The following is a 26,570-nucleotide window of genomic DNA, read 5'->3' as shown; positions in this document are numbered from 1 at the left end:
CACTGGGCCGGTTCCGCGATGTCGGCCAGGTCACCGTCGAGTTCCTCGGCATGCTGCCGGCGATCATCGCCACGCTGGTGGTGCTGTGGCAGCTCGTCCTCGTGGGATACACGTACACGCTCGCGGGTAATGCTGCGGACGAGGCGGTGCGGGCCGCGACGGCGGCCGAACCGGGGGCGCGGCAGAGCGCCTGCCAGGAGGCGGGCCGGGACAAGCTGCCCGGTGCGTGGGAGGGGGGCGCCGGCGTGGACTGCGGCACCGGGGGCGGTTACGTCACCGCCGACGTGAGCATCGACGTGCCCCTCCTCTTCCCGGGCACGGTCAGCTTCCCGTTCACCGTGAACGGGCACGCGGGAGCCGTCGAGGAGGAGGACGACTGAGATGCCGTACTTCCACCGCGAGGGCCGCGCCCGGGACCGGGGCCAGGCGGCCCTCGAGTACCTCGGGTTCCTCCCCGTCCTGATCATCGTCGGCATGGCCGCCGTACAGCTCGGCCTGATCGCGTACACCGCCCAGCAGGCGGGCACCGCGGCCCGCGCCGGAGCGCGCAGCGCCTCGCTCCAGGAGAGCGCGGACGCGGCGTGCGCGGCGGCCGTGAGCAGCTGGCTGGCGGACGGCACCGACTGCCCGCCGTCCTACGGCGGCGACGAGGTGACGGTCACCGCGACCGTCCAGATCCCCTCGATCGTCCCCGGCTGGGACTTCGACCCCGCCACCCGGACGGCCACCATGCCGCTCGACCACTGACCGAGGAGCCGAGGACGCATGAGCCTGCGCGCACGCATCCACTCCCCCGAGGAGCACGGCAGCAGGGGCGAGGACGGCCACCTGGTCGCCTCCTACCGGGCCAAGCTCCTGGAGGAGATCGACCTCGCCGAGATGAGCTCGCTCGCGACGGCCGAGCGCCGGGCACGCCTGGAGCGGGTCCTCGGGCACATCATCAGCCGCGAGGGCCCGGTCCTGTCGACGGTCGAACGCTCCCAGCTGATCCGCCGGGTCGTGGACGAGGCCCTGGGCCTCGGCATCCTGGAACCCCTCCTCGAAGACGCGTCGATCACCGAGATCATGGTCAACGGCCCCGACGCGATCTTCGTCGAACGCGGCGGCCGGGTGGAGCAGCTCCCGCTCCGCTTCGCCTCCAACGACCAGCTGATGCAGACCATCGAACGCATCGTCTCCACGGTCAACCGCCGCGTCGACGAGTCGAACCCGATGGTCGACGCCCGCCTCCCCTCCGGCGAACGCGTCAACGTGATCATCCCGCCGCTCTCCCTGACCGGCGCCACCCTCACCATCCGCCGCTTCCCGCGCTCCTTCACCCTCCAGGAGCTGATCGGCCTCGGCTCGCTCGACGAACACATGCTGTACCTGCTGGCCGGACTGGTGCAGGCCCGCTTCAACATCATCGTCTCGGGCGCCACGGGCACCGGGAAGACCACCCTCCTCAACGCCCTCTCCGGCCTGATCCCGGAGACCGAACGCATCATCACCATCGAGGACTCGGCCGAACTCCAGCTCCAGCAGGCGCACGTCATCCGCCTCGAGTCCCGCCCGCCGAACGTCGAGGGCCAGGGCCGCGTCACCATCCGCGACCTGGTGCGCAACTCGCTGCGCATGCGCCCCGACCGCATCGTCGTCGGCGAGGTCCGCGGCGGCGAGTCCCTGGACATGCTCCAGGCCATGTCGACCGGCCACGACGGCTCCCTCGCCACGGTCCACGCCAACAGCGCCGAGGACGCCCTCATGCGTTTGCAGACCCTGGCCTCCATGTCGGACGTGGAGATCCCCTTCGTCGCCCTGCACGACCAGATCAACAGCTCCGTCGACGTCATCGTGCAGCTCACCCGCTTCGCCGACGGCGCCCGCCGCATCACCGAGATCGCCCTGCTGGCCAGCCACGGCGGCGAGCCGTACCGGCTGGCCACCGCCGCCCGCTTCCGCGCCCAGCCGATGACCGCGGACGGCCGCATCTACGGCGCCTTCGAGTACTTCCCCCTCCCGCGCCGCACCGCCGAGCGCCTCTATATGGCGAGCCAGCCCGTCCCGCAGGCCTTCGGCGTGGCCCACACCGCGGAACAGCTCGCCACCCGAGAGGCCAGGTAGGACCGCCCGATGGAACTGGAAACGCTCGTCCCCCTCACCACCGGCGTCACGCTGCTGACCTGCGTCCTGGCGGTCCTGGGCGTGCACTCCTACGCGTCCGGCAAGGCACAGCGCCAGGCCCTGGTCGACCGCCTCTCCGCCGCCGGCCAGGTGCCGTCGGCGGGCCGCCGGCGCCGCTTCCGCGCCCTGGACCGCCGCCTGCGCCGCACCAAGCTCGGCCGCAAACTGGAACTGCGCCTGGCCGCGACCGGCCTGGACATCACCCCCGGCGAGTTCTTCGCCTGCATGCTGGCGGCCGTCGCCGGCCTGTGGCTGATCGGCCAGGCCGCCCTGGCCCCCTTCTTCGGCCCCCTCGCCGGCCTGCTGGGCATCGCGGCGGCCGTCCAGTTCCTCAACTGGCAGCGCCAGAAACGCATCGAGAAGTTCATCAACCAGCTCCCCGAACTCGCCCGCATCCTCGCCAACGCCACCCAGGCCGGCCTCGCCCTGCGCACCGCCATCGGCATGGCCGCGGAGGAGCTGGAGGCCCCCGCCGGCGAGGAACTCGGCAAGGTGGCCGACCAGCTGACCGTCGGCGCCTCGCTGGATGACGCCCTCGGCGAACTCGCCGACCGCCTCCCCTCCCGCGAACTCGTCGTCCTGGTCACCACCCTCGTCCTGTCCAACCGGGCGGGCGGCCAGGTCGTCAGCGCCCTGCGCAACCTCACGGAGACCCTGGAGGAGCGCAAGGAGACCCGGCGCGAGGTCCGCACCCAGCTCTCCCAGGTCAGCATGACCTCGTACGCCGTTCCCGTCCTCGGCGTCGGCTCGCTGTTCCTGATGAACGGGGTGAAGGACGGCGCCCTGGAACGCATGACGGGCTCCCCGGCCGGCCAGATCGCCGTCATCATCGCCTTCGCGCTCTACGCCGTCGGCTTCGTCCTCATCCGCCGCCTGTCCCGCATCGACGTCTGAGAAGGGAGCCGCACATGGGTCTCGGACTACTCCTCGCACTGCTGGCGGCCCTGAGCGTCTGGGGCGTCTTCGCCGGCCTGCGCATGTACCGGGCCGAGGCCAAGCTCCCCGGCGACCTCGCCCTCGCCCTGGAGGTCGGCTCCACCCGCACCGGCGCCGTCGACTCCCTCGTCGACCGCATGGGCATGCGCTACGCCCCCGCCGTCCTGCGCGTCATGGGCCCCGCCCTGGTGGCCAGGTACCGCCGCAAGATCGACCTCGCTGGCAACCCCGGCGGCCTCACCATCGACCGCTACGCCGCCCGCCGCGCGGTCTACGGCTTCCTGGGCGCCGTCGGCTTCCTGGTCTTCCTCCTGCGCGGCCAGTTCGTGGTCGCCCTGCTGCTGCTCGCCTTCGGCGCCTTCTGGACGGAGGTCGGCATCTGGGCGGCGATCCGCATCCGCAAGGACGAGATCGAGCGCACCCTCCCCGACTTCCTGGACGTCCTGGCGGTCGTGGTCAGCGCCGGCCTCGGCTTCCGCCAGGCCCTGGACCGGGTGGCGACGCGCTACGAGGGCCCCTGGGCCGACGAACTGCGCATCACCCTGCGCCAGATGGACCTCGGCATGAGCCGCCGCCAGGCGTTCGCGGAACTGCGCCGGCGCAACGAGTCCGAACAGGTGGCGATGTTCGTGACCGCGCTCCAGCAGGGCGAGGAACTGGGCGCCCCCATCGTCGACACCCTGGTCTCCCTGGCCAGGGACATGCGCCGCACGGACGCCCAGAACGCCCGCCGCAAGGCCGCCCGCGCCGTCCCCAAGGCCACGATGATGATCACCACCTTCATGGTCCCGGCCACGATGATCCTCCTCGGCGCCGGCCTGATCCTGGGCTCGGGCACCGACTTCGGCACCATCACGGGCGAGTAGGAGGGGGCTGGGTGCCATGACGACGACAGGGGAACGCACGGGGCTGCTCCGCCGGCACCCCGGCCCACCCGAGATCACCACCCCGCCGGCGGGCACGGTCCTCCCGGCCCACGCCCGGACGGGCGCGACGGACATCCCGGTGACGACGGCGACCCCGGCGCTGCCACCGGGCTGGGAACCGGCGGTCACGGACGGCACCCGCCCCCCGCGGAGGCCACCCGCACCCGACGGCGCGGGCCGCACGGGTGGTGCGGAAGGCCGTACGGCCGGTGAGGGTGGGAACGAGGTCGCGGCCGAGGGCCGGGCGCAGCCCCCGCAACCCGCCCCGGACGTGCGCATCCAGGTCAACGCCCTCCAAGCCCTGTGCCGCCAGGCATTCGGCTTCCGCCTGGCGATGATCGCCCTCGCCGCCCCCGCCGCCCTCCTCAACGCGGCCCCCGGCTGGGGCACCCGCCTGGTCGGCATCGCGGTGGTGGTCACCTTCATGGCGTCCTACGTCCTCTTCCGGGACTGGGAACGCTTCGGCCCCCTCCTCCTGCGCCACCCCACACTCCTGGCCGTGGACACCCTCCTGGGCGCCCTGCTCCTCGTCTCCGCGGGCCCGGACACCACCCTCGCCTACGTCAGCGTGTGCACGCCGCTGCTGGCGGGCCTCGCCTACGGCTGGCGGGGCGCGGCCGTCTTCGCCTCCCTCCAGGGCCTGCTCCTGCTTCTCGTCTACGCGACCGTGGAGGACCCGCAGGCGGGCCTGGCGGAGGCGCTGCTCCTCCCCGGCCTCTGCGTGGTCGCGGGCGCGGTCGGCTCGAGCCTGCGCAACCTCATGCTCCGCTTCGGAGCGGCGACCCAGGCCCTGACGGCGGTCCAGGCCCGCCTGGCCGTCACGGAGGCGGTCGGCGCGGAACGCGCCCGGCTGGCCCGGGAGATGCACGACTCGGTGGCGAAGACCCTGCACGGAGTGGCCCTGGCGGCCGACGGCCTGGCGCGCACGGCGGCGGACGCGCGGCGCCCGGACCCGGCCCTGGTGCGGCAGCAGGCCGAACTCGTCGCCCGCTCGGCCCGCCGCGCGGCGGCGGAATCCCGCGAACTCCTCGCCGACCTGCGCCGCGAGTCGGACCCGGACCAGGGCACGGACGTCCTGGCCGAGCTGGCGGCCCGTACGCGCGACTTCGGCGCCCGCACCGGCCTGCCGGCGACGTACCGCCCGACGGGCGGCGACGCGGCGCCCCCGGTGCCGCCGGCGGTGGCCCGCCAACTGCTCACCATCGCCTCGGAGGCCATGGAGAACGCCCACCGCCACGCCGGGCCGACCCGGGTCGACGTCCACGCGGGCGTCCACGGCGGCCTGCTCCGTATCAGCGTCCACGACGACGGCAGCGGCCTCCCGCCCGGCACGAACCTGGAACAACTGCGCCGCGCCGGCCATTTCGGCCTGCTCGGCATGGTCGAACGGGCGGCCTCGGTCGGCGCCCGCATCCGCATAGGCCGCGGCTCGCACGCCCGGGGCACTGAGGTCCGGCTGGAACTCCCCCTGGCGGCGGTGACGCCGTCCGGCCCCACGGAGGCCACCCCATGAACACGCCGTACGCGTCCGCCCACCCCCGGAGAGGGGCCAGCCTCATGCAGAGTCCCCAGCAGCCGCCGCCGAACCCCTTCGAGAACGTGCCCCCGCCCACCGCGCTCCGGGTGGTCGTGGCCGACGACAACCCGGTGGTCCGCGCCGGCCTGACCGCCCTGCTCTCCGGCCGCCCGGACATCACGGTCGTGGCGGAGGCCGCCGACGGCAGGGAGGCCTACGAGGCGGCCCACGCCCACCGCCCCGACGTCGTCCTCCTCGACGTCCGCATGCCGGGCGTGGACGGCCTCTCGGCCCTGCCCCACCTGGTGCGGATCGCCCCGGTGGTGATGCTGACGTACAGCAGGGAGTCGGAGATCGTCCAGGAGGCCCTGCGCAGGGGAGCGGGCGGCTACCTGGTCCACGGCGAGTTCACGGCGGACCAGTTGGTCGCGGCGGTACGGGACATCAAGGAGGGCCGGGCCCACTTCACCCCGACGGCGGCGGGGGCATTGCTTACGCAACTTCGCAAGGGGGTGGGGAGCGGTCCGCCGCTGCCGGAGGGCTTGAGCGATGCGAGGACAACTCCCGGCAATACCCCGGCAATCACCCTATCCCGCATCCCGCCTCCCCCCACTTCTGCGGAAACCCTTTCGCAACTGCAACCGGATGTGGCACAGTCGTCGTCTGGGTGGACGAGTGGCCGCCCGGCCGCTCCCGACAGGTCGAGGTTCCGACTGAGCACGAGAGAGGCGGAGATCATGGACCTCATCGCGTCCGGCATGAACAACCAGCAGATCGCCGCCACGTGCTTCATCAGCGAGAAGACGGTCAAGAACCACATCAACCGCATCTTCGCCAAGCTCCACAGCACGAGCCGTGCCGAAGCCGCCGCGAAGTGGCTCGGCACGGCACCGGGCTCCGGCCGGGGAGTGGGGTGACCGGCGATGGCGGCAGGGGGGAAGACGAACTGGGCCTGCGCTTGGGCCCGGGATTGGGCCCTGGGGCCCTCCGGCGGACGGGGTGTCCGCCCCTACGTTGCTCATGTCGAAAGCGGCACCGTGCAGGAAGCCGCTACCGCGTCAGCCGGAGGGGAACACCATGAGCAGCTGGATCAACACGACGGTCGCGTACCTCCACTCCCGCGCCGCCCGCGACGACAAGGGCCAGACCGCGGTGGAGTACCTGGGGATCATCGCGGTGGTCGTGGCGATCGTGCTGGCGATCACGGGGACGGATATCGGCAACACGATCTACACCGCGATCACGGACAAGGTGAACGAGGTCGTCGGCGGCGGCTGATGCAATCCCGCAGGTACGGCGACGCAGGGCAGGCTTTCCCCATCTACATCACAGTGGTGGGGGGCCTGCTCTTCCTCGCGTTCGCGTACCTTGCGGTCGGCCAGGCTGCGGCGAATCGAAACGGTGCTCAGACGGCTGCTGATGCGGCAGCGCTTGCGGCTGCGCAGGACAGACGAGACCAATTGGCCGGCGAGTGGGTGGAGAATCTGCTCGACCCCACCAAGTGGCAAGAGATCTTCGACGGTGACGTGCCGACACTCGATCTTTCGTGCCCGCGTGCCGATGAACTCGCGGCGCAGAACGACGCCGACGTAGTGACGTGTGCGCCCCAGGGGCTGCTGGGATACAAGGTTGAGGTCAAAACGAATAAGCCTGTTGGCGATTCCATCGTCCCCGGAACCGAGAACAAGTACGCCACGGCGCAGGCCACTGCCGTGATCGAACCGCGCTGCCTTCCCGTGGGAGATGCGGGGGGCGACGATTTGCCCCTGCTCGCATGTGAGGACAGGGAGTGGAAGTTGGATCCGAAGGGCCCTGCCGACCTTCTTCCCGGACCCGAGGACCTTTTCGACGTCCATCTGGCTGATTGACAAGCGAACGACGAGTGATGAAGGAAGCAGAGGCATGAGCATGCGGATCACTGCAAAGGCCCGCAGGGGGATGGTCGTGCTGACCGCTGCGGCCGCACTGGCCCTCGGAGTGGCCGGATGTGGCGGGGGTGGTGATGATGACAAGAAGCCAACGGCCTCGGCTTCTGCTTCCAACGACAACGGGTCCGATCCGAGCCCTCAGGACGGTCAAGCGGAGGAGCCCATGGCAGAGTTGAAGGGCTCCGATGGCTTGTTGCTGCAGATCACGTCCGCCCAGCGTGATGTCGGAGGATTCGTCACGGTCAGTGGCAATCTCAAGAACGATGGCGCCAAGCGGGTCACCGTACCGGCCGCCGTTCGCGGGAATGAGACGGAGATCCTCCGGCATGGCATGTCACTGGGGGGAGCCACCCTGGTGGATGGCAAGGACAAGAAGCGCTACTACGTCCTGCGTGACACGGATGGGCGGCCGTTGACGACGACCGGCTTTTCCTCAGTCAAGCCGGGCGAGTCTCTCGCGGTGTTCATCCAGTTCCCGGCGCCACCGACCAGCACGGCCGAAGTCTCCTTCCAACTGCCGACGTTCGCCAGCGGCACCATCCAGATCTCCGGTTGAGGCACAGCATGACTCACACCCGCCTGATCCTCACCGGAGCCTTGACCACCCTCCTCCTCGCCGGCGTGGGGGTGGCCCACGCCGACGACGCCCCCAGCGTCCCCCCAGGCACCGAAGCCACCGCCTCGGCCCCCGTCGAACTGGACGCCAACGACCCGGACCTGAAGCTCCCGGACGGTGCGACGCTCGCCGAGCCGAAGGTGCTGGACATCAAGACGGTCGTCGAAGACCAGAGCGGTGACGAACGCCGCGAGGACACCAACACCAACGTGACGTTCGCGCTCCAGGCCGAGGTGTTGTTCGGCAAGGACAGTGCCAAGCTCAGCGCGCAGGCGAAGTCCCGTATCTCCACGATCGCGGAGGAGATCAAGACCCAGAACGCGACGAAGATCCGCGTTTTCGGGTTCACCGACAACCTCGGCTCCTCCGCGCATGGCGACGTCCTGTCCCGGCGGCGCGCGAACGCCGTGCACGGCATCCTGCAACAGGAACTGAACGACGCCAACGTCACCTACGAGGTACGCGGCTACGGCGAGCAGTACCCGATCGCCGACAACTCCTCGGAGGCCGGCCGCAAGAAGAACCGCCGGGTCGAGATCTCCTTCCCGCGCACGGAGAGCTAGCGAGTCACAGCAGGTGGTCGGCCCTGCCTGCCTTGATCTCCAGGATCAGGGCGCGCAGGGCCTCTCTGTTGTCGGTGAGGGGGGTGTCTTCCTGTCCGGCGACGGCGATGTAGGCGTTGCCGTCGGAGTCGGTGCCTATGCGGAAGCAGTTGGCGCCCTCGGCGCAGAACGGCTCTTCCCAGGTGATGTCTGTCATCAGGCGCTCCTCAGAGGTCGCTGGCGATGCTGCGCATGAAGTCCCGCGATTCGGCCGACGAGTGCGACGCGGTCTCCATCCAGTCCAGATGTGCTCGGTACTTGTCCAACTGTGACTGCCCGTGGAGAAACTCGGGTCCGTGAGCGGAGTCGAGCTCTGCCGTGTCCAGCTGGGGCACCACTGCTTCCGCGTACGTCAAGGCCTGTCCGGCGCCGGGAAAGGCGCCCGCTGTGAAGGGGATCACGCGCACGTCGATGTTCTCGCGCTCGGACAACTCGCAGAGGCGGTCCAGTTGTGCCCGTACCACCTTCGCGCCACCGAACTCGACCCGCAGCGCGGCCTCGTGCACGTACCCGACGTAGGTGATCGGGTTCTCTCGGTACAGCACCTGTTGGCGCTGCATGCGATGCGCCACACGCAACTCGACCTCTGCCGGTGAGAGCGGCGGCAGGGCGGCGGCGAACAGTGTGCGGGCATACGCGTCGGTCTGCAGAAGGCCGGGAACGTGCATGGCCAGGCCGGCGCGCACCTTCTGCGCGTTCCATTCCATCTCCGCGATGTCCAGGACGCCGGCGGGGAGTTGTCCGCGGTACACCTCCCACCAACCGCGCGTGCGGTCTTCCGTCATGTGGACCAGTGCGTCGACATACGCCTGGTCACGGCAGTCGTAGTTGCAGGCGAGGGTCCGGAGGCGATCGGGCGTGATGGTCCGGATCCCCGCCTCGATGTTGGAGATCTTCGTCCGGTCGATGCCGAGCAGTCCGGCTGCGTACTCCGTGGACACCTGCGCTGCGAGACGCATCTTGCGCAGTTCCGCGCCCAATCGCTTCTGACGTTCAGTGGGCGTTGCCCTCGGCGGCATGTGTCACTACCTCCCGTAGTCGCGGCGTCAGTCTGCCCCTTGGCCACCCCCTCGGTCCACCCACACGGGTGGAAAATCCGATAGCGAGGTGGCAAATTGCCACCCCCTCGTTCTACTGTCAGCGACGGGTCGACTACGACCCGCACCGCCCGGAAGCGCATCACGCGAGTCCGCCCGCACTCTCCTGCCCTGGGAGGGGTGGTCCCGTGTCAGGGAGACAAGCCACCGGCCGGAGCTGCCGAACACCCGCTCAGCTCAGGGAGTTTCCATGCCCGAACCGATGGCCGGCGGCCTCTGCCCGATCGCCGCTCCTCTCGACAAGCCGTTCGCCCCGCAGCCCCCCGACACCCTCAGTTACAGCCTCACCCTCCCCCCGTCCCCGCAGAGCCCCGCGGTCGCCCGCACCGCGACCCGGACGATCCTGCGCACCCACGGCTTGGACGACGTGACGGACGCGGCCGTCCAGGTCGTGGGTGAACTCACCGCGTGCGCCAGCCGCCTGGCCCCCGTTGCGGCGATGTACGTATCGCTCCGCTATCGCGACGACGCGCTCCGGGTGATCCTCTACGACGCCCGCCCCCGCCACACGCACCCCCGCCTGGCCGCCGCCTGTGACGCCCGCCGCCGCGCCGCGCTTCGGGTGCTGGCCTGTGTCGTCAGGGCGTGCGCGGGCGACTGGGGTTTCGGAGACGCGCGGGAGCCGGGCGGCGGGACCCGGATGTGGGCGGTCCTGCCCAGGGAGGGCGCCCGCGCGTACGTGGGCGGGGAGCAGTAGGTGGGCCGGCTCGTCGGTCAATTCCCTCACCGCCTCCACCCGCGCCCCGGCCCCGCTTGCAGCGCCAGGTGGGACCCGGTGGACCGTGGTCGGTTCAGCTCTTGAGGGCAGGACGACGGAGACAGTCGCCTATGTGGCGGTGCCTGTGCCCAGGGGCCTCAGCCGTCGGCGGCTTGCCGGGCTGGTCGGCGCGCAGCACGTGAGCAGAAGGCAGACGACTGTCACTCAAGCGCTCATCCGAGCGCCACGAGGACGGTAAGGGCCTGTTTGCTCACGCTTTCGGGCGAGGCATGGACAGGGCCGGCACGTGAGAGCGCGGGCTCGCCCCGCACAGCGACGGTCACGACCGGAGCGCGCACGTCGACGCGCGGGTGCCGATTTGGGTCCACGGGCCCATGTCATGACCATCGCTCCTCCCTACCCTCGGGCCGTGCCGTGCATCAAGCGCGTCGCGTACGGGGGGAGTTGAGGAGAGGCATGGCCTCGATCGGGGGAGGAGCGGAGTTCGGTGCCCCGCGGCCGGCCGGGTCCGGAGGGCGGCGGGACATGCCCCGGCCGTTGTCGTGGGCGCTCGCGCTCGTCCACACGCTGTTCGCGCTCACCGTGCTCGGTGGCCTGGGTCTGCTCCTCACGGCCGCCTCCCTCGACGCGGTGGACGGCATGCTGCTCGCCCAGGTGGCGTACGCGGCCGGTCCCGGCGTGTTCGGCTGGTGGCTGGCCCGCCGTACGTGGGAGGGCGGCGGCTGGATCTGGGGCGGACTGATCGTCGTACAGGCGTGGCTGGTCCTCGGCTCGGTGTCCAACATCGTCGACGGATCGGCGCGCGGCCTCACCCAGCTCCTGCTCCCTGTCCTGATCCTGTTCTTCCTGACCCGCCCGGAGAGCCGCGCCTGGTACCGCCTCGCCGGACCGGACCGGCGGGAGCGCCGCCCGTTCTCCCTGGCCCGGCTGATCCGCTGGCGCCGGGACGAGGGACAGACGGCGGTGGAGTACGCGGGCCTGATCGCGGTCGTCGCGGCGATCATCGCCGCGCTCGTCGTCAGCGGCCTCGGTACGCAGCTCCTCACCGGCATCCAGGCCCAGGTGTGCCGCGTCACGGGCACGGCGTGCCCCGCGCCCGGGGCCGGGGCCGACGGCGTCACCGCCGAGGGCGGCGCGCGAGGGGACTCCGGTGACGCCGGCGGCGACACAGGTGGGAGCGGCGACTCCGGCCCCGGCGACGGCACCGGAGACCCGGGCGGTGACACCGGGGGAACCGACACCGGCGAGGGCGGGGGCGGGGACGGGGACGCCACGGATCCCCGTGGCGACCCGTCCGTCGTCGACCCCGTGGCCGCCGAGGACGAGATCGACGAGCCCCCGTACGAGGACCCGGCCGCCGGCGGAGACGAGGGAGACGGCGACGGCGGCGAGGAGGGCGGCGGTCAGGACGACGAAGGCTGTTTCTCCGGCTTCGGCGCCTTCTTCGGATGCGCCGGCGACCAGATCAAGCAGGTCGGCGAAGGCCTCTTCGTCGACGGTGTCTGGGGCGACCTCACCGGCATCTGGAACACGGTCACCAACCCCGGCGACACCTGGAACGGCCTCATGGACTACGGCCGTTCGCTCGGCGAGGAGTGGTGGAACGACACCGCGGACGCCCGCGACAAGTGGGGCGACGGCGACTACCTCGGCGCGGTCCTGGACTGGGGCGGCGCCTCGCTGGGCACGGGCGGCACGGTCCTGTTCGACTCGTTCGTGGGCGACGACGTGGTCGACCAGTGGAACGACGGCAACGAGACCCGGGCCGTCACCACCGTCGTCTGGAACGTCGGTTCGCTGTTCATCCCCGGCTACGGCGGAGTCAAGGTCGCCGAGAAGGTCGGCTCGCTCGGCCGGCTGAGCAAGGTCGTCGACGACGCGGCCGAGGCGGCGCAGGACGCGCGGCGAGCCGCCGACGCCGGTGACCTGGACGCGCTGGAGGACGCAGCCCGCCGGGCCGACGAGGCGGCGGACGAGGCGGAGGAAGCGGCCCGCAGAACGGGCTGCACCATCTCCGCACCGCCCCGCAGAGTCCCGTACGGCGGCGGCGCACCCCCCGCCCCCGCTCTCACCGGAGGCCCCGGCACCGGCACCACGGTCCTCGCCGCGCCCCTCGCCCGTACCCCCCACGTCGTCCTGGCGGAGGGCGGCGGCTGCGACGAGGAGGCCGCGGAACAGGCGCGAAAGGCCCGCGAGCACGAGCGCCAGGCCTACCTGGAGCGCAAGCGCGCCGAGGAACCGGAGCGCGCCCGGCAGGCGCTGGAGAACAAGAAGCGGTGGCCGGACCCCGAACGCAACGACACCGGCGACCCGCGCAACTACAACCCGCCGGACTGGGCCGAGAACCTGCACAGCCGCACGTACGGGGACGCCGACGCCGGCGACGGCTTCTGGGCGAGCCGCGACCGCAACCCCGAGCCCGGCTGGAAGAACGAGTCCTGGCTGCGCTACCAGGAACAGGTCACCGGCACCCAGCGCGGCTACGAGTACGTCGTCCCGCACACCGACCCGGACGTGCCGGACGTCGAGTTCGACGGCTGGGACTCCTCGCGCCAGACCTACCTGGAGGCCAAGAACGGCTACGACAGCTTCCTGGCCGCGGACCGTACGGAGCTGACCCCGTCCGGCAGGGAACGGCTGCTGGCCGAGGCGCGCAGGCAGGTCGAGGCCGCGCGGGGCAAGGACGTCGAGTGGCACTTCTCCAACGGGGAGGTCGCCGACGCGGCCAGGGACGCGTTCGAGGACGCGGGCCTGGACATCGAGGTCGTCCACACCTCACCGGAGCCCGTCGCCGGCGACCGACGACCCGAGGCGTTCGACTGACGGGTCCCCGACCGGGTCCGCCCTAAGGTGGGAACGGCGGGACGAGAGACGATGGAAGAAGGGAAGAAGACGGCACATGCGACGCGTGGTGCGGGGCTTCTGGGGCCCGTGGCAGGAACCGGTGGAGGCGCTCGCCGAACGCTGGAGCACGACCCTGAACCGATTCGCCCGGCTCCTCACCCCCGCTCCGGGCGCTGACCCCGGCCCCGGTGCGCAGTGGACGTGGCGGACCGCTCCGGCCTCCGGTCCTTCCCTGCCGCTCCAGCCGGACGAGGCGTCACTGGTCGAGGCGTTGCGCACGGCCCAGGCGGCCGACGACTGGTCGGCAGGTAACGGCACGTCACTGCGCCTGGTCGCCGACGGCCTGCCGCCGGGCTGGAAGGTGGAGGTCGCCGGACTGGCGGGCGGTACACCGGAGTTTTTGCTCCAGTCGCTGGTGACCACGATCGTGTCCCCCGATGACGAGCCGCTCCCCGACGCCGGCCTCCTCACCGCCGTCGCCGAGGCGTGGCACCCGGACCACGGGGACGTGAGCGACCGGGCGGTGACGGCGGCGCTGAAGAAGGAGGCCGGTTTCAGGATCGGCACCCCGTCGGTCGGCTGGGCCGGCTTCCTGTCCCCGGGCCGCGCGACCCGCGTCCCCGCCGACTGGCCGGCCCCGCGCAGGGAACTCCCCGGCGTCGGCGTACTCCTGGACATCGCGGCGCCCGGCGACACGGCCGAGGTGGTCCGGGCCTACGACGTGCTCAGGAAGGCCGGGGCCCTGGAACCGCTGCCCCAGCCGATGACCAGGCCCACGCTGTGACCGCCCGCGCCGACGAGCCCTTCGACCTGACCCGCGCGACGTCCGACGTCGAAGCCGCCCTGTCCGCCCCCGTACCGACGACCGGCCCCGCGCTCAGCGAGGGCGAGCCGGCCACGGGGGAGTGGACCGTGACCCGCGGCGAGGGCTTCCTGCTCCTGCCCCTCTGGGAGAGCGAGGCCCTCACGGGCGTGTACGGCCCCGAGTGGAACGACGCCGAGGCGGCGGCCGAGGCGCACCTGACCGCGCTCGTCACGGAACTGGACCGCCGCTGGGGCCCTCACCGCACGGTGAGCATGCGCGTCCCCCTGCACCGCAGCCAGACGGGTGACCCCCTCCCCGAACCGTTCCACACCCTGGCCGCCACGGACTGCTACGGCGACCTGGCGGTATGGGGCCCGGTGCCGTCCGGCGCACCGCCCGCCGGCCCCCGCTGGCTCGCCCTCTCCCTCAACCAGTCCGACGGCGACGCCCCCATGATCATCACCGCCCTGGTCAGCATCCGCCCGATCACGGAACCCGCTGACACCTGACACCCCGGGCTGAAGCCGGCCCCACGCGCACTCACCCGTCGGCGGGGCGGTCAGCCGGCGCCGCCACGCTCCCGGTAGCCGGAGCAGTCGCAGTACGTCGGGTTCCACCAGCCGATCCAGTTGCCGCCCCCGTCGTAGCGGTCATTGCTTCCTCCCACCGCCACCCGGCAGCGTCCCCCGCTCACACCGTGCTCGGACGACCGGTGCCCGCACCGGGCGCACGTACGGTGGTGGGACGGGACGCCCGGGACGACCGGACCGCTGCGCACGATGACCACGAGGGCCACGACGCCCACCACCAGCACCGCGATCCCCACCGCACCGATGACGTCGGCCGAACTCACTTCGGGCTCCGCGTCCGGGCGGACGACGCCGCGCTCACCAGAAGCTCGCACACCGGCAGAGCACGTCGATCTTCTTCCGCGTGGTCCACGTGTCCCCCTCGAAGCCGAAGTGACGCACGGTCACGGTGTCCTCCCCGACCGGCACCTGACAGCGACCACCCGGGTGCCGTGCTCGGTCGTGGCCGCATCCGCGGCACGTGTCGGTCCGATTGGGACGCCAGTAGTCCGGATAGAAGCCCGTGCAGTCGCAGGCGTCGTCCCGGCTGTGGCAGCGGCCCTCCTCATGGACCGTCCACAGGTGTCCGCACCGGCACCTGACCACGGTGTCCGCCATGGCAGTCACCCCCCCCTCGGCGGGTATACCCCTCGTCCACCCCGGCCAACAGTGGCGAGACGCGGCGCGCGGCCCGGGCATCAGAAGCGAGCCGCCTGGGAAGGCTGGCCCGCGCAGGCCGAAACGAGGGACGGCAGGGGAGAGCGCGATGGCACGGACGGCTCCAGGCCCCAACGGGCGAACAGCGGGGGCGGCCCCCGTACTCACGGCACTGCTGACGCTGCTGACGGCAACCGGCTGCGGAGGCTCGGCCGAGCCCGACGAGGCATCGGCGTCCTCACCCGGCGGCAGCGAGGCCCCGGCCCCGGACCCGGCGCGGACAGCCACGCCCGCGAGCCCGTCACCTTCGGCGGCGGACGGCAGGTCCGTCGCCGCCTGCGCGGACGGTGACTGCCAGATCCTGGTGACCGAGCCGGTGACGGTCCGTTTCCGGACCCCGTCCGGTGCGACGGCGACGCTGAAGGTGACCGAGGTCGGCCCGAACGAGGTCGCCTACACGCTGAAGTCGGGTCAGGGCGAGGCCAAGGGCAGCGCCCGAGGCACCGGACAGGGCTGCGTCACCGCGCTCCGCGCCAACGGCAGCGGGACCTCGTGCGGTGGCATGGGCGGCGACGGCGCGAAGCCCAGCCCCGTACCCGACGCCGTCGTGATCCAGGCGGCGGCGGGAGGGGACGGCACGGCCCGCCTCGACATCGTGTCCCCCTGACGCGCCTACGCCTCGACCACCTCCACCCGCGTCCCCACCCGTAGACCCCACCCGGCCATCACCCCGGCCTCCGCCTCCAGCACATGCCGGGAACGCGGCCGGGGCAGCCCCAGCCGGCCCGGCCGCATGGTGCGTACGGCGATGACGGTGAGCCGCCGGTCGAGGTAGGCCACGTCGATGGGCATCCGCATCCGGAAGGTGTGGACGCCGCCGGCCGGCGACAGCAGCATCGCGCCGTGGAGGGAGTCCCGCCCCAACAGGCCCTTGGTCCGTGCCCGGTAGGAAGTGGCGATCTCCAACGGAACGCGCACACCCGCACCGCCGGCCTCCCCCTCCACCACCAGCACCCCCACCCCGTCCGACCAGCGCCGTGCCATACCGATGTCTCCTATTCGTCGTGTGACTGAACCGTTATTGCCGACGAACTCCCACGTCCGGTTGCTGCGAACTCGCCGCACACCACCGGGCGACAGGTTTCACCCTGGTGCCACCGGGCCCCGGTGGATAGCGTTGCTTCGCTCAAGAGAAGATCCGTCCCACCCAGGAGCCGACCGTGAACCGCCGCCCCACCCTGCTCGCAGCGCTCACGCTGACCGCCGCAGCGGCCCTGACGCTGTCCGCATGCGGAAGCGAGGACGACTCCGCTGGCAATGACAAGATCGCAGGGGCGGACACAGGCAGCACCACCCCGACGGCCTCGCCGACCACGAATGAGCCGACGGCGTCCGACCGGCCGAAGATCGCGTTGCCCTCGGACCTCTCCTACACCTTCGAGTGGCCGAAGACCGGCGACAAGGAGAAGGACGCTGTGCTTGCCGACAGCGAGCAGTCCATCAAGGCTGTGGACCTGGCCATCGTCAAGCAGGATGCGCTCGACAAGGCATACCTCTACTACTACGAGGGCGAAGCCGCGGCCGGTACTGAGAAGTTCATCCAGAACTACGTGGATCAAAAGGCGGCCATCACTGGCAATTACCGCTTCTACGCCCCCGAGGTGACCGTGGACAAGGATGGCACCGCTTCCTTCACTTACTGTGAGGACCAAGGCAAGGCGTACGTGAAGTTCCTCAAGAACAACAAGATCAGGAAGACCGAAGTCACGGCGAAGAGCTACGTCATCTATCACACGTCGTTGAAGAAGAACGGCGAGGGTGTGTGGCAGATTCAGGAGATCGCTTCGCAGAGTGGGAGCGCCAAGTGCCAGCCCTGACACGCGTCATGAGGATGCTGCCGGCTGCCGTCGCGGCCGGGGCATGTCTCTCCTGTCTCTCGTTCCCCAGTACGGCGCGTGCCGACGACATTCTGGGCGGAAATACTCAGAACTCGGGGACGGACCAGCGCGCCGAAACCGGTGCCGACGGCACTCTCTCGGTCACCGTCGGCGGGGTCGTCTTCGACCGTTCGAAGAACGGCTCCGGCAACTCCGCCGGGGCGTTGACGTCGTCCACGTCGTGGAGCCCGCCGCCCTGCTGGTACGGCCCGAAGTACACCCCCGAGCAGTTGCAGAAGTACCTGGAACCGATCTGGGAAGCCGGCTCCACCGGACACGAGTGGGACGCCACACAGCGGGAGAAGTACAACGCCGACGACGAGAAGAAGGGCTTCAACAAGGACAAGTCCGGCAAGGGCTACTGGTGGGACTCGTACGTCGACGAGAGCTACCCGCCGGGATGGGACTCGTGTAACAAGGGCCCCTTCTGGGTGGACACGGGCGAGGCCCCGCCCCCGGGCATCGAGAACGCCCTGACCCCCGAGATCCTCGCCGAACTCGCCTACGCCGAGATCCGCGTCCCCAGCACCGAGGTGACGATGGCGCCCGCCGAGGCCACCAAGGTGAACCTCCCGACGTGGGCGTGGTTGAACGGTGCCGAGTTCAAGCCGGTCTCGGTCACCGCGTCCGTGCAAGCGATCGGCATCCAGGCGACGGCCACCGCGGAGCCGGTCGCGCTGGAGATCGAGCCGGGCACCCCGGACGCCGAGACCTACCCGGCATCGGGCGTCTGCGAGATCGAGGGCGGCCGCATCGGCGAGCCGTACGCGAAGGGCAGGGCCGACGACACGCCGCCGTGCGGAGTTAAGTACCTGCGCTCCTCGGGAGACGGGACGTTCCCACTCCAGGCGACGGTCACGTGGAAGATCCACTGGACCGGCACCGCCGGCGCGGGCGGCAACCTTCCCGACGGGACGTTCGGAGCCACCCAGGACGTCGTCGTCCAGGAGATCCAGGCCGTCAACCGCTGACAACGCCCCCGGCGCCACCCGAAATGGTGTTGTCCCGCGCCCGGGACGCCGGGTAGGAAGGCGGCATGACTGGACTCGGTGCCGTGTTCCGCCCCCAGCTCGCCCCCGAGCGGCTGCGTGCCGTCGCTCGGGCCGCCGACGAGGCCGGGCTGGAGGAACTGTGGCTCTGGGAGGACTGCTTCCGTGAGGGAGGGATCTCCTCGGCCGCCGCCGCGCTCGCCTGGACGGAAAGGGTGCGGGTCGGCGTCGGACTGCTGCCCGTGCCGTTGCGGAACGTCGCCCTCACCGCGATGGAGGCCGCCACGCTGCACCGGATGTTCCCCGGGCGCGCGATCCTCGGCGTCGGGCACGGCGTGCAGGACTGGATGGGGCAGGTCGGGGCGCGGGCCGAGTCGCCCGTGACCCTGTTGCGGGAGCATCTGCTGGCGCTGCGGGCCTTGCTGGGCGGGGAGCGGGTGACGACCGAGGGGCGCTACGTCCGGCTCGACGACGTCGCGCTCGACTGGCCCCCGGAGCGGGCCGTCGAGGTGCTGGCCGGCGCCACGGGGCCGCGTTCGCTGCGGCTGGCCGGTGAGGCCGCCGACGGGACCGTCCTCACCGCGTCCACCCCGCCCGAGGGCGTACGTCGCGCGCGGCGGCTGATCGACGAGGGGCGTGCGGCGGCCGGGCGCACCGGGGCGCACAAGGTGGTCGTGTATCTCCTTGCCGCCACCGGGCCCGGCGCCGGCGAACGGCTGCGGGCCGAACTGGTCGCCGAAGGCGTCGCGTCCGTGCCGGACCTCGGTGTGGCCGGGGACGCGGGGACCGTCGCCGAGGCCGTACGGAGGCTGGCCGGGGCCGGGGCCGACACGGTGATCCTCCAGCCGACCGGTGACGAGCCCGACCCGGAGGGGTTCGTACGCTTCGCCGCCGAGGAAGTCCGGCCCCTGGTGGCCTGACGCCCTCACCCCGTCCCGACTCCGACCTCACCCCGTCACCCCCACCGTCCGCCCCGCGCGGTGCTCTCCCGATCGGACGCACACCCCCATGGCTCAGCAGCACCCCCGTACCTTCGACGACCTCGTGGCAGAAGGCGCCTCCGTCCCCACCGAGGGGTGGGACTTCTCCTGGTTCGAGGGGCGGGCCACCGAGGCCCGGCCCTCCTGGGGATACGCGCGGTCCCTGGCCGGGCGGCTCGCCGGGGCCACCGCCGTACTGGAGGTGCAGACCGGGGGAGGGGAGGTCCTCGACCTCGCCCTCGAAACGGCCGGCGCTCCGCACCGCCCCCTCCTCGTCGTCGCCACCGAAGGCTGGCCCCCCAACGTCGCCAAGGCCACCGAGCTGCTCCGCCCGCGCGGCGTCCCCGTGGTCGCCTCGCCCGACGACGCGCCCTTCCCCTTCGCGGACGGCGCCTTCGACCTGGTCGTGAGCCGCCACCCCGTCCGACCCCACTGGGACGAGATCGCCCGTGTCCTCGCCCCCGGCGGCACGTACTTCGCCCAGCACGTCGGCCCCGCCAGCGTCTTCGAGCTCGTCGAGTACTTCCTCGGACCCCAGCCCCAGGAGATCCGCGACGGCCGTCACCCCGACCGGGAGCGCGCCGACGCCGAGGCCGCCGGGCTGGAGGTCGTCGACCTGCGGGCGGAGCGGCTGCGGATGGAGTTCCACGACGTCGGCGCCGTCGTCCACTTCCTGCGCAAGGTCGTGTGGATGGTCCCCGGCTTCACCGTCGACGCGTACCGCGACCGGCTGCGGGAACTGCACGAGCGCATCCGGGCCGAGGGCCCCTTCGTCGCCCACAGCACGCGCCACCTCTTCGACGCCCGCAAGCCAGGACGACGCCGGTAGCCCCGGCGGCAGGTCACGGACGGGGGCTGGGAGTGTGCCCGTACGTCCGTCCGTACGTCCGTACGGGCACGGCGTCGCCCCGGATGCCCAGCGACGGCTCAGCCCTGGACAGTACCCGGGAGTGGACGCCGTGCAGGGCGACGGCCACGTCGGCGACCGGTGCGCCCGTTCGGGCGGACATGGCCAGGAAGCGCCGTTCGAGCCGCCTGCGCGCGCGGCGCCTCAAGCGATCGCCGTAACGGTCACCATGAGGCGTCGTCAGGAGGGCGTATTTTTGCAAACAGCCACTGGCGCGGGGAGCAGGCACGGGATCGGACCGTGATCCGCACAGGGTTTCCACATCGTTATTCATCGGTGCCCTTCTCGGATCCCATCGCGTCGTCCGGGCGCGTAAGTTCGACGCCAGATAATTCGCGTGAGCAAAGCTGCGCGTGTGGCACCGCGCGGTGGAGGGGGCTGCGCGGTGCCAGGTCAAGGGGGCGGTCGCCGGTGAGGTCACCCGGTGGAGGGAACCGTGCCGTTCGCGGTGCGGGTCCCCTCGGCCTCTCTGTCGTCACTCCGGTCACCGGCGGGCGGGCGGTGGCCGTTGGGTTCTGGCCATGATTCAGGGCGGAATGGGCGCTTCCGGGGCACTCCGGGCGTCGTCGGGCGATTTCGGAGAGTAGTTGTGGCACGCCGATGCACACGACAGCCCTCACGAAGGGTTATGGTGGAAACCCCCCCTCGGGCCGGTCCGTCTCCCCCCCACGGACCGGCCCGTTTTTTCTGCCCACCGCGCGGCACCCGGGCGCCTCCCGCTTCCCGGCCCTCGGCGCGCCGGCCCTCCCGAGGCGCGGCGCGGTCCCCGGCGGGACGCCCGTCATGAGGAGTTCACCGGTCTGTCGTCCCGTGCCGTGGCATGGCGGCGCGATTTGGAGGGCATAACGCAAGCAGGTCGACGCCCGAACCACGGGTGTCGGATCTCAGCGGACGGCACGGAGCCGTCCGCCCGGGAGGCCCTTTGCACCAGCCCCACCGTGCGGTCGCGGCACGGAAGACACGGCGGAGGGCCGCTTCACGGCCCGCGCCAGTGCAGGGCGGCCCCAAGGCCCCGCCCGACCGTTCCCGTCAGGCAGGTCCTGCAGTGGCCGGCTCGTTCCCGCCCTCCCGGCCCAGCGTCCACTCCGTCGCTCCCCGACCTCTTCCGAGGGGGTACGTCCTTCCGTGGTGACCAGCACAAAGCGCCACAAGCCAGATAGGCGCACCTACGTTCTCGACACCAGCGTCCTGCTGGCCGACCCGAACGCTCTGAACCGCTTCGACGAGCACGAGGTCGTGCTCCCCATCGTCGTGGTGACGGAGCTGGAGGCCAAGCGGCACCATCCCGAACTCGGCTACTTCGCCCGGCAGGCCCTGCGCCTGCTCGACGAGTTCCGGGTGCGGCACGGTCGCCTCGACGCCCCCATTCCGATCGGGGATCTCGGCGGCACCGTGCGTGTCGAGCTCAACCACTCGGACCCCAGCGTGCTGCCCAGCGGCTACCGCCTGGGGGACAACGACTCCCGCATCCTCGCGGTCGCCCGCAACCTCCAGGCGGAGGGATTCGACGTCACCGTCGTCTCCAAGGACCTCCCCCTGAGGATCAAGGCGTCCTCCGTCGGCCTGCTGGCCGAGGAGTACCGCGCGGAGCTCGCCATCACGGACGCCTCCGGCTGGACCGGAATGTCCGAACTCACCCTGCCGGGTGAGCAGGTGGACGTGCTCTTCGAGGAGGGCCGGGTCTACGTCCCCGAGGCCGCCGAGATGCCCGTGCACACCGGTCTGACCATCCAGTCGGAGCGCGGCAAGGCCCTCGGCCGGGTCACGCCCGACGGCAACGTCCGGCTGGTGCGCGGCGACCGGGAGGCGTTCGGCATCAAGGGCCGCAGCGCCGAGCAGCGGATCGCGCTCGACCTGCTCCTCGACCCGGACGTCGGCATCGTGTCGATGGGCGGCCGGGCGGGCACCGGCAAGTCGGCGCTCGCCCTGTGCGCGGGACTGGAGGCCGTGCTGGAGCGCCGGCAGCACCAGAAGGTGATGGTGTTCCGTCCGCTGTACGCGGTGGGCGGTCAGGAACTGGGCTATCTGCCCGGCTCCGAGGCCGAGAAGATGAGCCCCTGGGCGCAGGCGGTCTTCGACACGCTGTCGGCGGTCACCAGCCGGGAGGTCATCGAGGAGGTGACCGCGCGCGGCATGCTCGAGGTGCTGCCGCTCACCCACATCCGGGGCCGCTCGCTGCACGACGCGTTCGTGATCGTGGACGAGGCCCAGTCCCTGGAGCGGAACGTCCTGCTGACCGTGCTGTCCCGGATCGGGGCCGACTCGCGGGTCGTCCTGACCCACGACGTGGCCCAGCGGGACAACCTGCGGGTGGGGCGGTACGACGGAGTCGTCGCCGTCATCGAGAAGCTGAAGGGGCATCCGCTCTTCGCCCACGTCACGCTGACGCGTTCCGAAAGGTCCCAGATCGCCGCGCTGGTGACCGAAATGCTGGAGGACGGCCACATCTGACCCGTCCCCGCCCCCACCGGGAACTCTGTCCCGGGACGGGGCGGTTACCCGAGAGCCGGCGCCGCCCGGAAAGGCCAAGAGCCTAGCCGGGCGGCGCCGACGCGTGTGGGGGTTTCCGGGAATCCCTTGGGCCAAACGGGATGTGAGCTTTCACACGCAACACAGAATTGCCTCACCCCTGGGGGTTACGGCAGAGTCTCCTTCCTGTCAGGCCCCGCATACGACACAGCTGTACCCCCAGCGGTACGGCGCCACAGAAGCACCCATCAACTCCATAGCAGCGTCGTATGCCGCCCGCGCACCACACGGCGCTCCCCTCGCGGGAGTTGTCCACCGGGCCCGTGCCTCCCGTGACCCGAAGTTGGGGAGGCCAGTGCCAGGGGCACGATTGCGTCCGCGAGGGTCACCGAAGCGGGCGATGCTGGAAGGAAACCGTGTGAGCCGGATCTCGGTCCGGGGATTCGCAGTGGCCTCGGCCACGGCGGTCACCGCAGTCGGAAGCGTCGTCGGCGTTGCCTCGGGCAGCACCGCGCAGAACAACGACGCTGAGGCCACAGCAGCGGGCTCGACGCTGCTCGCGGACATCCCCATGGGCGAGCAGGCGCAGGTGCAGACCGCGTCCCTGACGCAGCAGGCCGACGTGCAGGCCATCGCCGCGGACGCGAGCGCCAAGAAGGACGCCGAGGAGGCGGCCCGCAAGGCGGCCGCCGAGACCGCCGTGGCCAAGCAGGAGCAGGCCAAGAAGGAAGCCAAGGCGGCCGAGGAGGCCAAGAAGCGCGAGGCGGAGAAGGAGGCGGCCAGCCGCGACGCCGCGCGCGAGTCGACCACCTTCGCCGTCCAGAGTTCCTACAGCATCAGCCAGATCCAGTCGATGGCCCGTCAGATGGTGCCCAGCGGCCAGTGGCAGTGCTTCAGCAACATCGTGGACCACGAGTCGAGCTGGAACTACCAGGCGGTCAACCCCTCCTCCGGTGCCTACGGTCTCTTCCAGGCGCTCCCGGCCGGCAAGTACGCCTCCGCGGGCGCCGACTGGCGGACCAACCCGGCCACCCAGATCAAGTGGGGCCTCAACTACATGGACAGCCGCTACGGCAGCCCGTGCGACGCCTGGACGTTCTGGCAGGCCAACCACTGGTACTAGGCCCTCTCGCCCGGGCCCGCCCCGGCGCCCTCCGGCCCCACCGCTCAACCTCGTGAAGCCCCTCACCGTCCTACGGTGAGGGGCTTTCGCGGTCCCGCCATGTACGGTCGGTGCGGAACGACTCCAGGGGGGAGTGGTGAGGAGAGACGGGGGAAGAGGACGGATCATGTCTCGAGTGCCAGGGTGGCTCGGCCGGCTCGGCGCCGGACTGACCCGGATGAGTGAGCGGTTGGACCAGCGTCGTGCACAGGCGCGGGGGGAGGACGCCGAGGACGCACCGGCGTCGGCCGCCGCCGACGTACCGCCACCGCACGACGTCTCCCCGGGACACGCCTCCCCGTACGCCGACGGGCATCCCCGGACCGCGGTCCACCACCGCCCCGACCCGGCGCAGGCCGTGCCCTGGGGCGTACGGGTCGCCGCGGAGGCCGGATGGAGGCTGCTGGTCCTCGCGGGCACCGTCTGGGTGCTGATGCGGGTCATCAGCGCCGTACAGCTGGTGGTGCTGGCGTTCGTGGCCGCGCTGCTGATCACGGCGCTGCTCCAGCCGAGCGTGACGTGGCTGCGCCGGCGCGGGGTGCCGCGGGGGCCGGCCACCGCCCTGACCGCGATCCTCGGGTTCGTCGTGATGGGCCTGATCGGCTGGTTCGTCACCTGGCAGGTGATGGAGAACATCGACAACCTCTCCGACCAGGTCCAGGACGGCATCGACGAGCTGCGGAACTGGCTGCTGAACAGCCCCTTCCACGTCACCGACAAGCAGATCAACGAGATCGCCAAGAACCTGCGCGAGGCGGTGGGCGCCAACACCGACCAGATAACGTCCGCCGGGCTGGAGGGCGTCACGGTCGTCGTCGAGGCGCTCACCGGCATCCTGCTGGCCGCCTTCTCGACGCTGTTCCTGCTCTACGACGGCAAGCGCATCTGGCAGTGGACGCTGAAGCTGGTGCCGACGGCGGCCCGGCCGGGGGTGGCCGGCGCCGGTCCGCGCGCGTGGCGGACGCTGACGGCGTACGTGCGCGGCACGGTGATCGTGGCGTTGATCGACGCCATCTTCATCGGCCTCGGCATCTACTTCCTGGACGTGCCGATGGCCGTCCCGCTGGCCGTGTTCATCTTCCTGTTCGCGTTCATCCCGCTCGTCGGCGCGGTGGTGTCGGGCGCGCTCGCGGTCGTCGTGGCGCTGGTGACGCAGGGCGTGTTCGCGGCCGTCATGACGCTCATCGTGGTGCTGGCGGTGCAGCAGATCGAGGGGCACATCCTCCAGCCGTTCATCCTGGGGCGCGCGGTGCGGGTCCACCCGCTGGCGGTGGTGCTGTCGGTGGCCGCCGGCGGCATGATCGCCGGCATCGGCGGCGCGGTCGTCGCCGTACCGCTGGTGGCGGTGACGAACACCGTCGTGGGCTACCTGCGGGCGTACTCCCGCGAGGCCGCCCTGCGGCAGGCGCCCGGGCCGCACGGAGCGACGTCGACGGACGCCTCACCGGCGGCCCCGGTGGGACCGGTGGAACCGATGACCCCGGTGGCTCCGGTGGCTCCGGTGGTCCCGGTGACCCCGGCGCCCGAGCCGCCCCCGACGGAGACCGAGCCGCCGCCGGGTGCCCCGACGGAGAAGTGAGACGGCAAGGGGCCCCGCCCACCGGTTCGGTGAGCGGGGCCCCTTGCCGCGTGCCGCGTCGCGGGCTACTGGGCGGCCAGGACCGCCTCGGCGTCCAGCGTGACACCGACGGCCTCGACCACGGCGGCGATCTTGAACGCCTCCTGGATCGTCTCGCGGTCCACACCGGCCTTGCGGAGCACCTGCTCGTGCGAGTCCAGGCACATGCCGCAGCCGTTGATGGCGGACACCGCGAAGGACCACAGCTCGAAGTCGACCTTGTCGACGCCCGGGTTGCCGATGACGTTCATCCGCAGACCGGCGCGCAGGGTGCCGTACTCGTGGTCCGACAGCAGGTGCCGGGTGCGGTAGAAGACGTTGTTCATCGCCATGACGGCGGCGGCCGACTTGGCGGCCGAGTACGCCTCCGGCGACAGGTTCGCCTTCGCCTCCGGCTCCAGCTCACGCAGCACGATGGGGGAGCGCGAGGCGATGGCGGTCGCCAGCACGGTGCCCCACAGCTGCTGCGCCGGCAGGTCGGAGTTGCCGATGACCGAGCCCAGGTTGAGCTTCAGGTCCTTGGCGTAGTCCGGTACGGCGGACTTCAGGGAGTCGAGCGACATTCAGATCACTCCCCGGCCAGCAGCGCGACCGGGTCGAGGGTCTCGTCGCCCTTGCTCCAGTTGCACGGGCACAGCTCGTCGGTCTGCAGGGCGTCGAGGACCCGCAGGACCTCCTTCGGGTTCCGGCCGACCGAGCCGGCGGTCACCATGGTGAACTGGATCTCGTTGTTCTGGTCCACGATGAAGACGGCGCGCTTGGCGAAGCCGTCCTCGCCCTCGATGCCGAGGTCGCGCATCAGCTCGTGCTTGGAGTCGGCCATCATCGGGAACGGCAGGTCCGTCAGGTCCGGGTGGTCCTTGCGCCAGGCGTGGTGGACGAACTCGGAGTCGCCGGAGAAGCCGAGGACCTGGGCGTCACGGTCGGCGAACTCGTCGTTCAGCTTGCCGAAAGCGGCGATCTCGGTCGGGCACACGAAGGTGAAGTCCTTGGGCCAGGCGAAGACGACCTTCCACTTGCCCTCGTAGGTCTTGTGGTCGATCGTCTCGAACTCCTTGCCCTTCTCCAGCGAGACGCAGGCGGTCAGTTCGAACTCGGGGAACTTGTCACCGACAGTGAGCACACGCTCTC

The 26,570-nt window shown here is 71.3% G+C and carries 30 protein-coding genes; 23 read left to right on the top strand and 7 right to left on the bottom strand.

Going from position 1 to position 26,570, the window contains the following annotated elements:
• Nucleotides 1-50: 50 nt before the first annotated feature.
• The 11 genes from ACFIF2_RS20255 (at nt 51) to ACFIF2_RS20205 (ending at nt 8,648) form a co-directional block, all read left to right on the top strand.
• Complete coding sequence (locus tag ACFIF2_RS20255) at nt 51-380, top strand: pilus assembly protein (protein WP_395574576.1); 330 nt, start codon at nt 51-53, stop codon at nt 378-380.
• 1 nt (nt 381) lies between these two features.
• Nucleotides 382-747: a TadE/TadG family type IV pilus assembly protein gene (locus ACFIF2_RS20250; RefSeq protein WP_395574575.1), complete on the top strand. Its 366-nt coding sequence runs from the start codon at nt 382-384 to the stop codon at nt 745-747.
• Between the two features lie 18 nt (nt 748-765).
• Nucleotides 766-2,103, top strand: coding sequence for a CpaF family protein (locus tag ACFIF2_RS20245; RefSeq protein WP_395574573.1), 1,338 nt, complete (start codon nt 766-768; stop codon nt 2,101-2,103).
• Nucleotides 2,104-2,112: 9 nt separating this feature from the next.
• Entirely contained in the window at nt 2,113-3,057 is a 945-nt protein-coding gene (locus tag ACFIF2_RS20240) for a type II secretion system F family protein (protein ID WP_395574571.1), read from the top strand.
• 14 nt (nt 3,058-3,071) lie between these two features.
• Nucleotides 3,072-3,965 carry a DUF5936 domain-containing protein gene (locus tag ACFIF2_RS20235; protein WP_395574569.1) on the top strand — a complete coding sequence of 298 codons (894 nt, stop codon included), beginning with the start codon at nt 3,072-3,074 and terminating at the stop codon, nt 3,963-3,965.
• Nucleotides 3,966-3,981: 16 nt separating this feature from the next.
• The gene (locus ACFIF2_RS20230) at nt 3,982-5,538 is read left to right on the top strand and encodes a sensor histidine kinase (RefSeq protein WP_395574567.1); all 1,557 of its coding nucleotides are present in this window, start codon (nt 3,982-3,984) and stop codon (nt 5,536-5,538) included.
• Nucleotides 5,539-5,582: 44 nt separating this feature from the next.
• A complete protein-coding gene (locus tag ACFIF2_RS20225) occupies nt 5,583-6,458 on the top strand; it encodes a response regulator (RefSeq protein ID WP_395574565.1) in 876 nt (291 codons plus the stop codon).
• A gap of 160 nt (nt 6,459-6,618) precedes the next feature.
• Nucleotides 6,619-6,819, top strand: coding sequence for a Flp family type IVb pilin (locus tag ACFIF2_RS20220; RefSeq protein ID WP_395574563.1), 201 nt, complete (start codon nt 6,619-6,621; stop codon nt 6,817-6,819).
• Nucleotides 6,819-7,409, top strand: a complete 591-nt coding sequence (locus tag ACFIF2_RS20215; protein ID WP_395574561.1) for a pilus assembly protein TadG-related protein — start codon at nt 6,819-6,821, stop codon at nt 7,407-7,409. Before ACFIF2_RS20220 ends, ACFIF2_RS20215 begins: the two co-directional genes overlap by 1 nt.
• A gap of 34 nt (nt 7,410-7,443) precedes the next feature.
• On the top strand, nt 7,444-8,025 hold the full coding sequence (locus ACFIF2_RS20210; RefSeq protein WP_395574559.1) for a hypothetical protein: 582 nt from the start codon (nt 7,444-7,446) through the stop codon (nt 8,023-8,025).
• An 8-nt stretch (nt 8,026-8,033) separates the two neighbouring features.
• Nucleotides 8,034-8,648, top strand: a complete 615-nt coding sequence (locus tag ACFIF2_RS20205; protein WP_395574557.1) for an OmpA family protein — start codon at nt 8,034-8,036, stop codon at nt 8,646-8,648.
• Between the two features lie 4 nt (nt 8,649-8,652).
• On the opposite strand, the gene ACFIF2_RS20200 is transcribed toward ACFIF2_RS20205, so the two are convergent.
• Both ACFIF2_RS20200 and ACFIF2_RS20195 read right to left on the bottom strand, forming a co-directional pair.
• Nucleotides 8,653-8,844 carry a hypothetical protein gene (locus tag ACFIF2_RS20200; protein ID WP_395574555.1) on the bottom strand — a complete coding sequence of 64 codons (192 nt, stop codon included), beginning with the start codon at nt 8,842-8,844 and terminating at the stop codon, nt 8,653-8,655.
• Nucleotides 8,845-8,854: 10 nt separating this feature from the next.
• Entirely contained in the window at nt 8,855-9,706 is an 852-nt protein-coding gene (locus ACFIF2_RS20195) for a helix-turn-helix domain-containing protein (protein ID WP_395574553.1), read from the bottom strand.
• 268 nt (nt 9,707-9,974) lie between these two features.
• Between ACFIF2_RS20195 and ACFIF2_RS20190 the strand changes: the two genes are divergently transcribed.
• The 4 genes from ACFIF2_RS20190 (at nt 9,975) to ACFIF2_RS20175 (ending at nt 14,660) form a co-directional block, all read left to right on the top strand.
• Nucleotides 9,975-10,481: an ATP-binding protein gene (locus ACFIF2_RS20190; protein WP_395574551.1), complete on the top strand. Its 507-nt coding sequence runs from the start codon at nt 9,975-9,977 to the stop codon at nt 10,479-10,481.
• A 546-nt stretch (nt 10,482-11,027) separates the two neighbouring features.
• On the top strand, nt 11,028-13,325 hold the full coding sequence (locus ACFIF2_RS20185; RefSeq protein ID WP_395574549.1) for a Tox-REase-5 domain-containing protein: 2,298 nt from the start codon (nt 11,028-11,030) through the stop codon (nt 13,323-13,325).
• Between the two features lie 76 nt (nt 13,326-13,401).
• The gene (locus ACFIF2_RS20180) at nt 13,402-14,130 is read left to right on the top strand and encodes a hypothetical protein (RefSeq protein ID WP_395574547.1); all 729 of its coding nucleotides are present in this window, start codon (nt 13,402-13,404) and stop codon (nt 14,128-14,130) included.
• Entirely contained in the window at nt 14,127-14,660 is a 534-nt protein-coding gene (locus tag ACFIF2_RS20175) for a hypothetical protein (RefSeq protein ID WP_395574546.1), read from the top strand. The genes ACFIF2_RS20180 and ACFIF2_RS20175 overlap by 4 nt, the downstream gene beginning before the upstream one ends.
• 50 nt (nt 14,661-14,710) lie before the next feature.
• Here the strand turns inward: ACFIF2_RS20175 and ACFIF2_RS20170 are convergent, their stop codons facing one another.
• The gene (locus tag ACFIF2_RS20170) at nt 14,711-15,004 is read right to left on the bottom strand and encodes a hypothetical protein (protein WP_395574544.1); all 294 of its coding nucleotides are present in this window, start codon (nt 15,002-15,004) and stop codon (nt 14,711-14,713) included.
• 482 nt (nt 15,005-15,486) lie between these two features.
• Between ACFIF2_RS20170 and ACFIF2_RS20165 the strand changes: the two genes are divergently transcribed.
• Nucleotides 15,487-16,044, top strand: coding sequence for a hypothetical protein (locus tag ACFIF2_RS20165; RefSeq protein ID WP_395574542.1), 558 nt, complete (start codon nt 15,487-15,489; stop codon nt 16,042-16,044).
• 5 nt (nt 16,045-16,049) lie between these two features.
• Here the strand turns inward: ACFIF2_RS20165 and ACFIF2_RS20160 are convergent, their stop codons facing one another.
• Nucleotides 16,050-16,421, bottom strand: coding sequence for a DUF192 domain-containing protein (locus ACFIF2_RS20160; protein WP_395574540.1), 372 nt, complete (start codon nt 16,419-16,421; stop codon nt 16,050-16,052).
• Between the two features lie 176 nt (nt 16,422-16,597).
• On the opposite strand from ACFIF2_RS20160, the gene ACFIF2_RS20155 reads away from it, so the two are divergent.
• The 4 genes from ACFIF2_RS20155 to ACFIF2_RS20140 all read left to right on the top strand — a co-directional run bounded on the left by ACFIF2_RS20155 (nt 16,598) and on the right by ACFIF2_RS20140 (nt 20,112).
• Nucleotides 16,598-17,254, top strand: a complete 657-nt coding sequence (locus tag ACFIF2_RS20155) for a hypothetical protein (RefSeq protein ID WP_395574538.1) — start codon at nt 16,598-16,600, stop codon at nt 17,252-17,254.
• Complete coding sequence (locus tag ACFIF2_RS20150) at nt 17,242-18,285, top strand: hypothetical protein (RefSeq protein ID WP_395574536.1); 1,044 nt, start codon at nt 17,242-17,244, stop codon at nt 18,283-18,285. The genes ACFIF2_RS20155 and ACFIF2_RS20150 overlap by 13 nt, the downstream gene beginning before the upstream one ends.
• 65 nt (nt 18,286-18,350) lie before the next feature.
• A complete protein-coding gene (locus ACFIF2_RS20145; RefSeq protein ID WP_395574534.1) occupies nt 18,351-19,223 on the top strand; it encodes an LLM class flavin-dependent oxidoreductase in 873 nt (290 codons plus the stop codon).
• Nucleotides 19,224-19,311: 88 nt separating this feature from the next.
• Nucleotides 19,312-20,112, top strand: coding sequence for a methyltransferase domain-containing protein (locus tag ACFIF2_RS20140; RefSeq protein ID WP_395574532.1), 801 nt, complete (start codon nt 19,312-19,314; stop codon nt 20,110-20,112).
• 13 nt (nt 20,113-20,125) lie between these two features.
• Here the strand turns inward: ACFIF2_RS20140 and ACFIF2_RS20135 are convergent, their stop codons facing one another.
• A complete protein-coding gene (locus ACFIF2_RS20135; protein ID WP_395574530.1) occupies nt 20,126-20,293 on the bottom strand; it encodes a hypothetical protein in 168 nt (55 codons plus the stop codon).
• Nucleotides 20,294-21,315: 1,022 nt separating this feature from the next.
• Between ACFIF2_RS20135 and ACFIF2_RS20130 the strand changes: the two genes are divergently transcribed.
• The 3 genes from ACFIF2_RS20130 to ACFIF2_RS20120 all read left to right on the top strand — a co-directional run bounded on the left by ACFIF2_RS20130 (nt 21,316) and on the right by ACFIF2_RS20120 (nt 25,400).
• A complete protein-coding gene (locus tag ACFIF2_RS20130) occupies nt 21,316-22,641 on the top strand; it encodes a PhoH family protein (RefSeq protein WP_395574528.1) in 1,326 nt (441 codons plus the stop codon).
• A gap of 436 nt (nt 22,642-23,077) precedes the next feature.
• Nucleotides 23,078-23,782 (top strand): transglycosylase SLT domain-containing protein, encoded by a 705-nt coding sequence (locus ACFIF2_RS20125; protein WP_395574526.1) that lies wholly within the window; start codon nt 23,078-23,080, stop codon nt 23,780-23,782.
• A gap of 166 nt (nt 23,783-23,948) precedes the next feature.
• Nucleotides 23,949-25,400 carry an AI-2E family transporter gene (locus tag ACFIF2_RS20120; protein ID WP_395574524.1) on the top strand — a complete coding sequence of 484 codons (1,452 nt, stop codon included), beginning with the start codon at nt 23,949-23,951 and terminating at the stop codon, nt 25,398-25,400.
• A gap of 65 nt (nt 25,401-25,465) precedes the next feature.
• Here the strand turns inward: ACFIF2_RS20120 and ACFIF2_RS20115 are convergent, their stop codons facing one another.
• Together ACFIF2_RS20115 and ACFIF2_RS20110 are read right to left on the bottom strand one after the other, a co-directional pair.
• Nucleotides 25,466-26,002, bottom strand: coding sequence for an alkyl hydroperoxide reductase (locus tag ACFIF2_RS20115; protein WP_395574522.1), 537 nt, complete (start codon nt 26,000-26,002; stop codon nt 25,466-25,468).
• Between the two features lie 5 nt (nt 26,003-26,007).
• The gene (locus tag ACFIF2_RS20110; RefSeq protein WP_395574520.1) at nt 26,008-26,562 is read right to left on the bottom strand and encodes a peroxiredoxin; all 555 of its coding nucleotides are present in this window, start codon (nt 26,560-26,562) and stop codon (nt 26,008-26,010) included.
• Nucleotides 26,563-26,570 lie beyond the last annotated feature (8 nt).

It is taken from the genome of Streptomyces sp. BK79 (genome assembly GCF_044142145.1).
Lineage (GTDB): Bacteria > Actinomycetota > Actinomycetes > Streptomycetales > Streptomycetaceae > Streptomyces.
Note: the sequence above shows the minus strand (reverse complement) of the source record. Positions and strands in the feature narration are given on the sequence as shown.

Bases quoted from the DNA above. Each gene is read 5' to 3' on its own strand.
- ACFIF2_RS20255 (WP_395574576.1), top strand. From the start codon at position 51: ATGCTGCCGGCGATCATCGCCACGCTGGTGGTGCTGTGGCAGCTCGTC.
- ACFIF2_RS20250 (WP_395574575.1), top strand. From the start codon at position 382: ATGCCGTACTTCCACCGCGAGGGCCGCGCCCGGGACCGGGGCCAGGCG.
- ACFIF2_RS20245 (WP_395574573.1), top strand. From the start codon at position 766: ATGAGCCTGCGCGCACGCATCCACTCCCCCGAGGAGCACGGCAGCAGG.
- ACFIF2_RS20240 (WP_395574571.1), top strand. From the start codon at position 2,113: ATGGAACTGGAAACGCTCGTCCCCCTCACCACCGGCGTCACGCTGCTG.
- ACFIF2_RS20235 (WP_395574569.1), top strand. From the start codon at position 3,072: ATGGGTCTCGGACTACTCCTCGCACTGCTGGCGGCCCTGAGCGTCTGG.
- ACFIF2_RS20230 (WP_395574567.1), top strand. From the start codon at position 3,982: ATGACGACGACAGGGGAACGCACGGGGCTGCTCCGCCGGCACCCCGGC.
- ACFIF2_RS20225 (WP_395574565.1), top strand. From the start codon at position 5,583: ATGCAGAGTCCCCAGCAGCCGCCGCCGAACCCCTTCGAGAACGTGCCC.
- ACFIF2_RS20220 (WP_395574563.1), top strand. From the start codon at position 6,619: ATGAGCAGCTGGATCAACACGACGGTCGCGTACCTCCACTCCCGCGCC.
- ACFIF2_RS20215 (WP_395574561.1), top strand. From the start codon at position 6,819: ATGCAATCCCGCAGGTACGGCGACGCAGGGCAGGCTTTCCCCATCTAC.
- ACFIF2_RS20210 (WP_395574559.1), top strand. From the start codon at position 7,444: ATGAGCATGCGGATCACTGCAAAGGCCCGCAGGGGGATGGTCGTGCTG.
- ACFIF2_RS20205 (WP_395574557.1), top strand. From the start codon at position 8,034: ATGACTCACACCCGCCTGATCCTCACCGGAGCCTTGACCACCCTCCTC.
- ACFIF2_RS20200 (WP_395574555.1), bottom strand. From the start codon at position 8,844: ATGACAGACATCACCTGGGAAGAGCCGTTCTGCGCCGAGGGCGCCAAC.
- ACFIF2_RS20195 (WP_395574553.1), bottom strand. From the start codon at position 9,706: ATGCCGCCGAGGGCAACGCCCACTGAACGTCAGAAGCGATTGGGCGCG.
- ACFIF2_RS20190 (WP_395574551.1), top strand. From the start codon at position 9,975: ATGCCCGAACCGATGGCCGGCGGCCTCTGCCCGATCGCCGCTCCTCTC.
- ACFIF2_RS20185 (WP_395574549.1), top strand. From the start codon at position 11,028: ATGCCCCGGCCGTTGTCGTGGGCGCTCGCGCTCGTCCACACGCTGTTC.
- ACFIF2_RS20180 (WP_395574547.1), top strand. From the start codon at position 13,402: ATGCGACGCGTGGTGCGGGGCTTCTGGGGCCCGTGGCAGGAACCGGTG.
- ACFIF2_RS20165 (WP_395574542.1), top strand. From the start codon at position 15,487: ATGGCACGGACGGCTCCAGGCCCCAACGGGCGAACAGCGGGGGCGGCC.
- ACFIF2_RS20160 (WP_395574540.1), bottom strand. From the start codon at position 16,421: ATGGCACGGCGCTGGTCGGACGGGGTGGGGGTGCTGGTGGTGGAGGGG.
- ACFIF2_RS20145 (WP_395574534.1), top strand. From the start codon at position 18,351: ATGACTGGACTCGGTGCCGTGTTCCGCCCCCAGCTCGCCCCCGAGCGG.
- ACFIF2_RS20140 (WP_395574532.1), top strand. From the start codon at position 19,312: ATGGCTCAGCAGCACCCCCGTACCTTCGACGACCTCGTGGCAGAAGGC.
- ACFIF2_RS20135 (WP_395574530.1), bottom strand. From the start codon at position 20,293: ATGTCCGCCCGAACGGGCGCACCGGTCGCCGACGTGGCCGTCGCCCTG.
- ACFIF2_RS20120 (WP_395574524.1), top strand. From the start codon at position 23,949: ATGTCTCGAGTGCCAGGGTGGCTCGGCCGGCTCGGCGCCGGACTGACC.
- ACFIF2_RS20115 (WP_395574522.1), bottom strand. From the start codon at position 26,002: ATGTCGCTCGACTCCCTGAAGTCCGCCGTACCGGACTACGCCAAGGAC.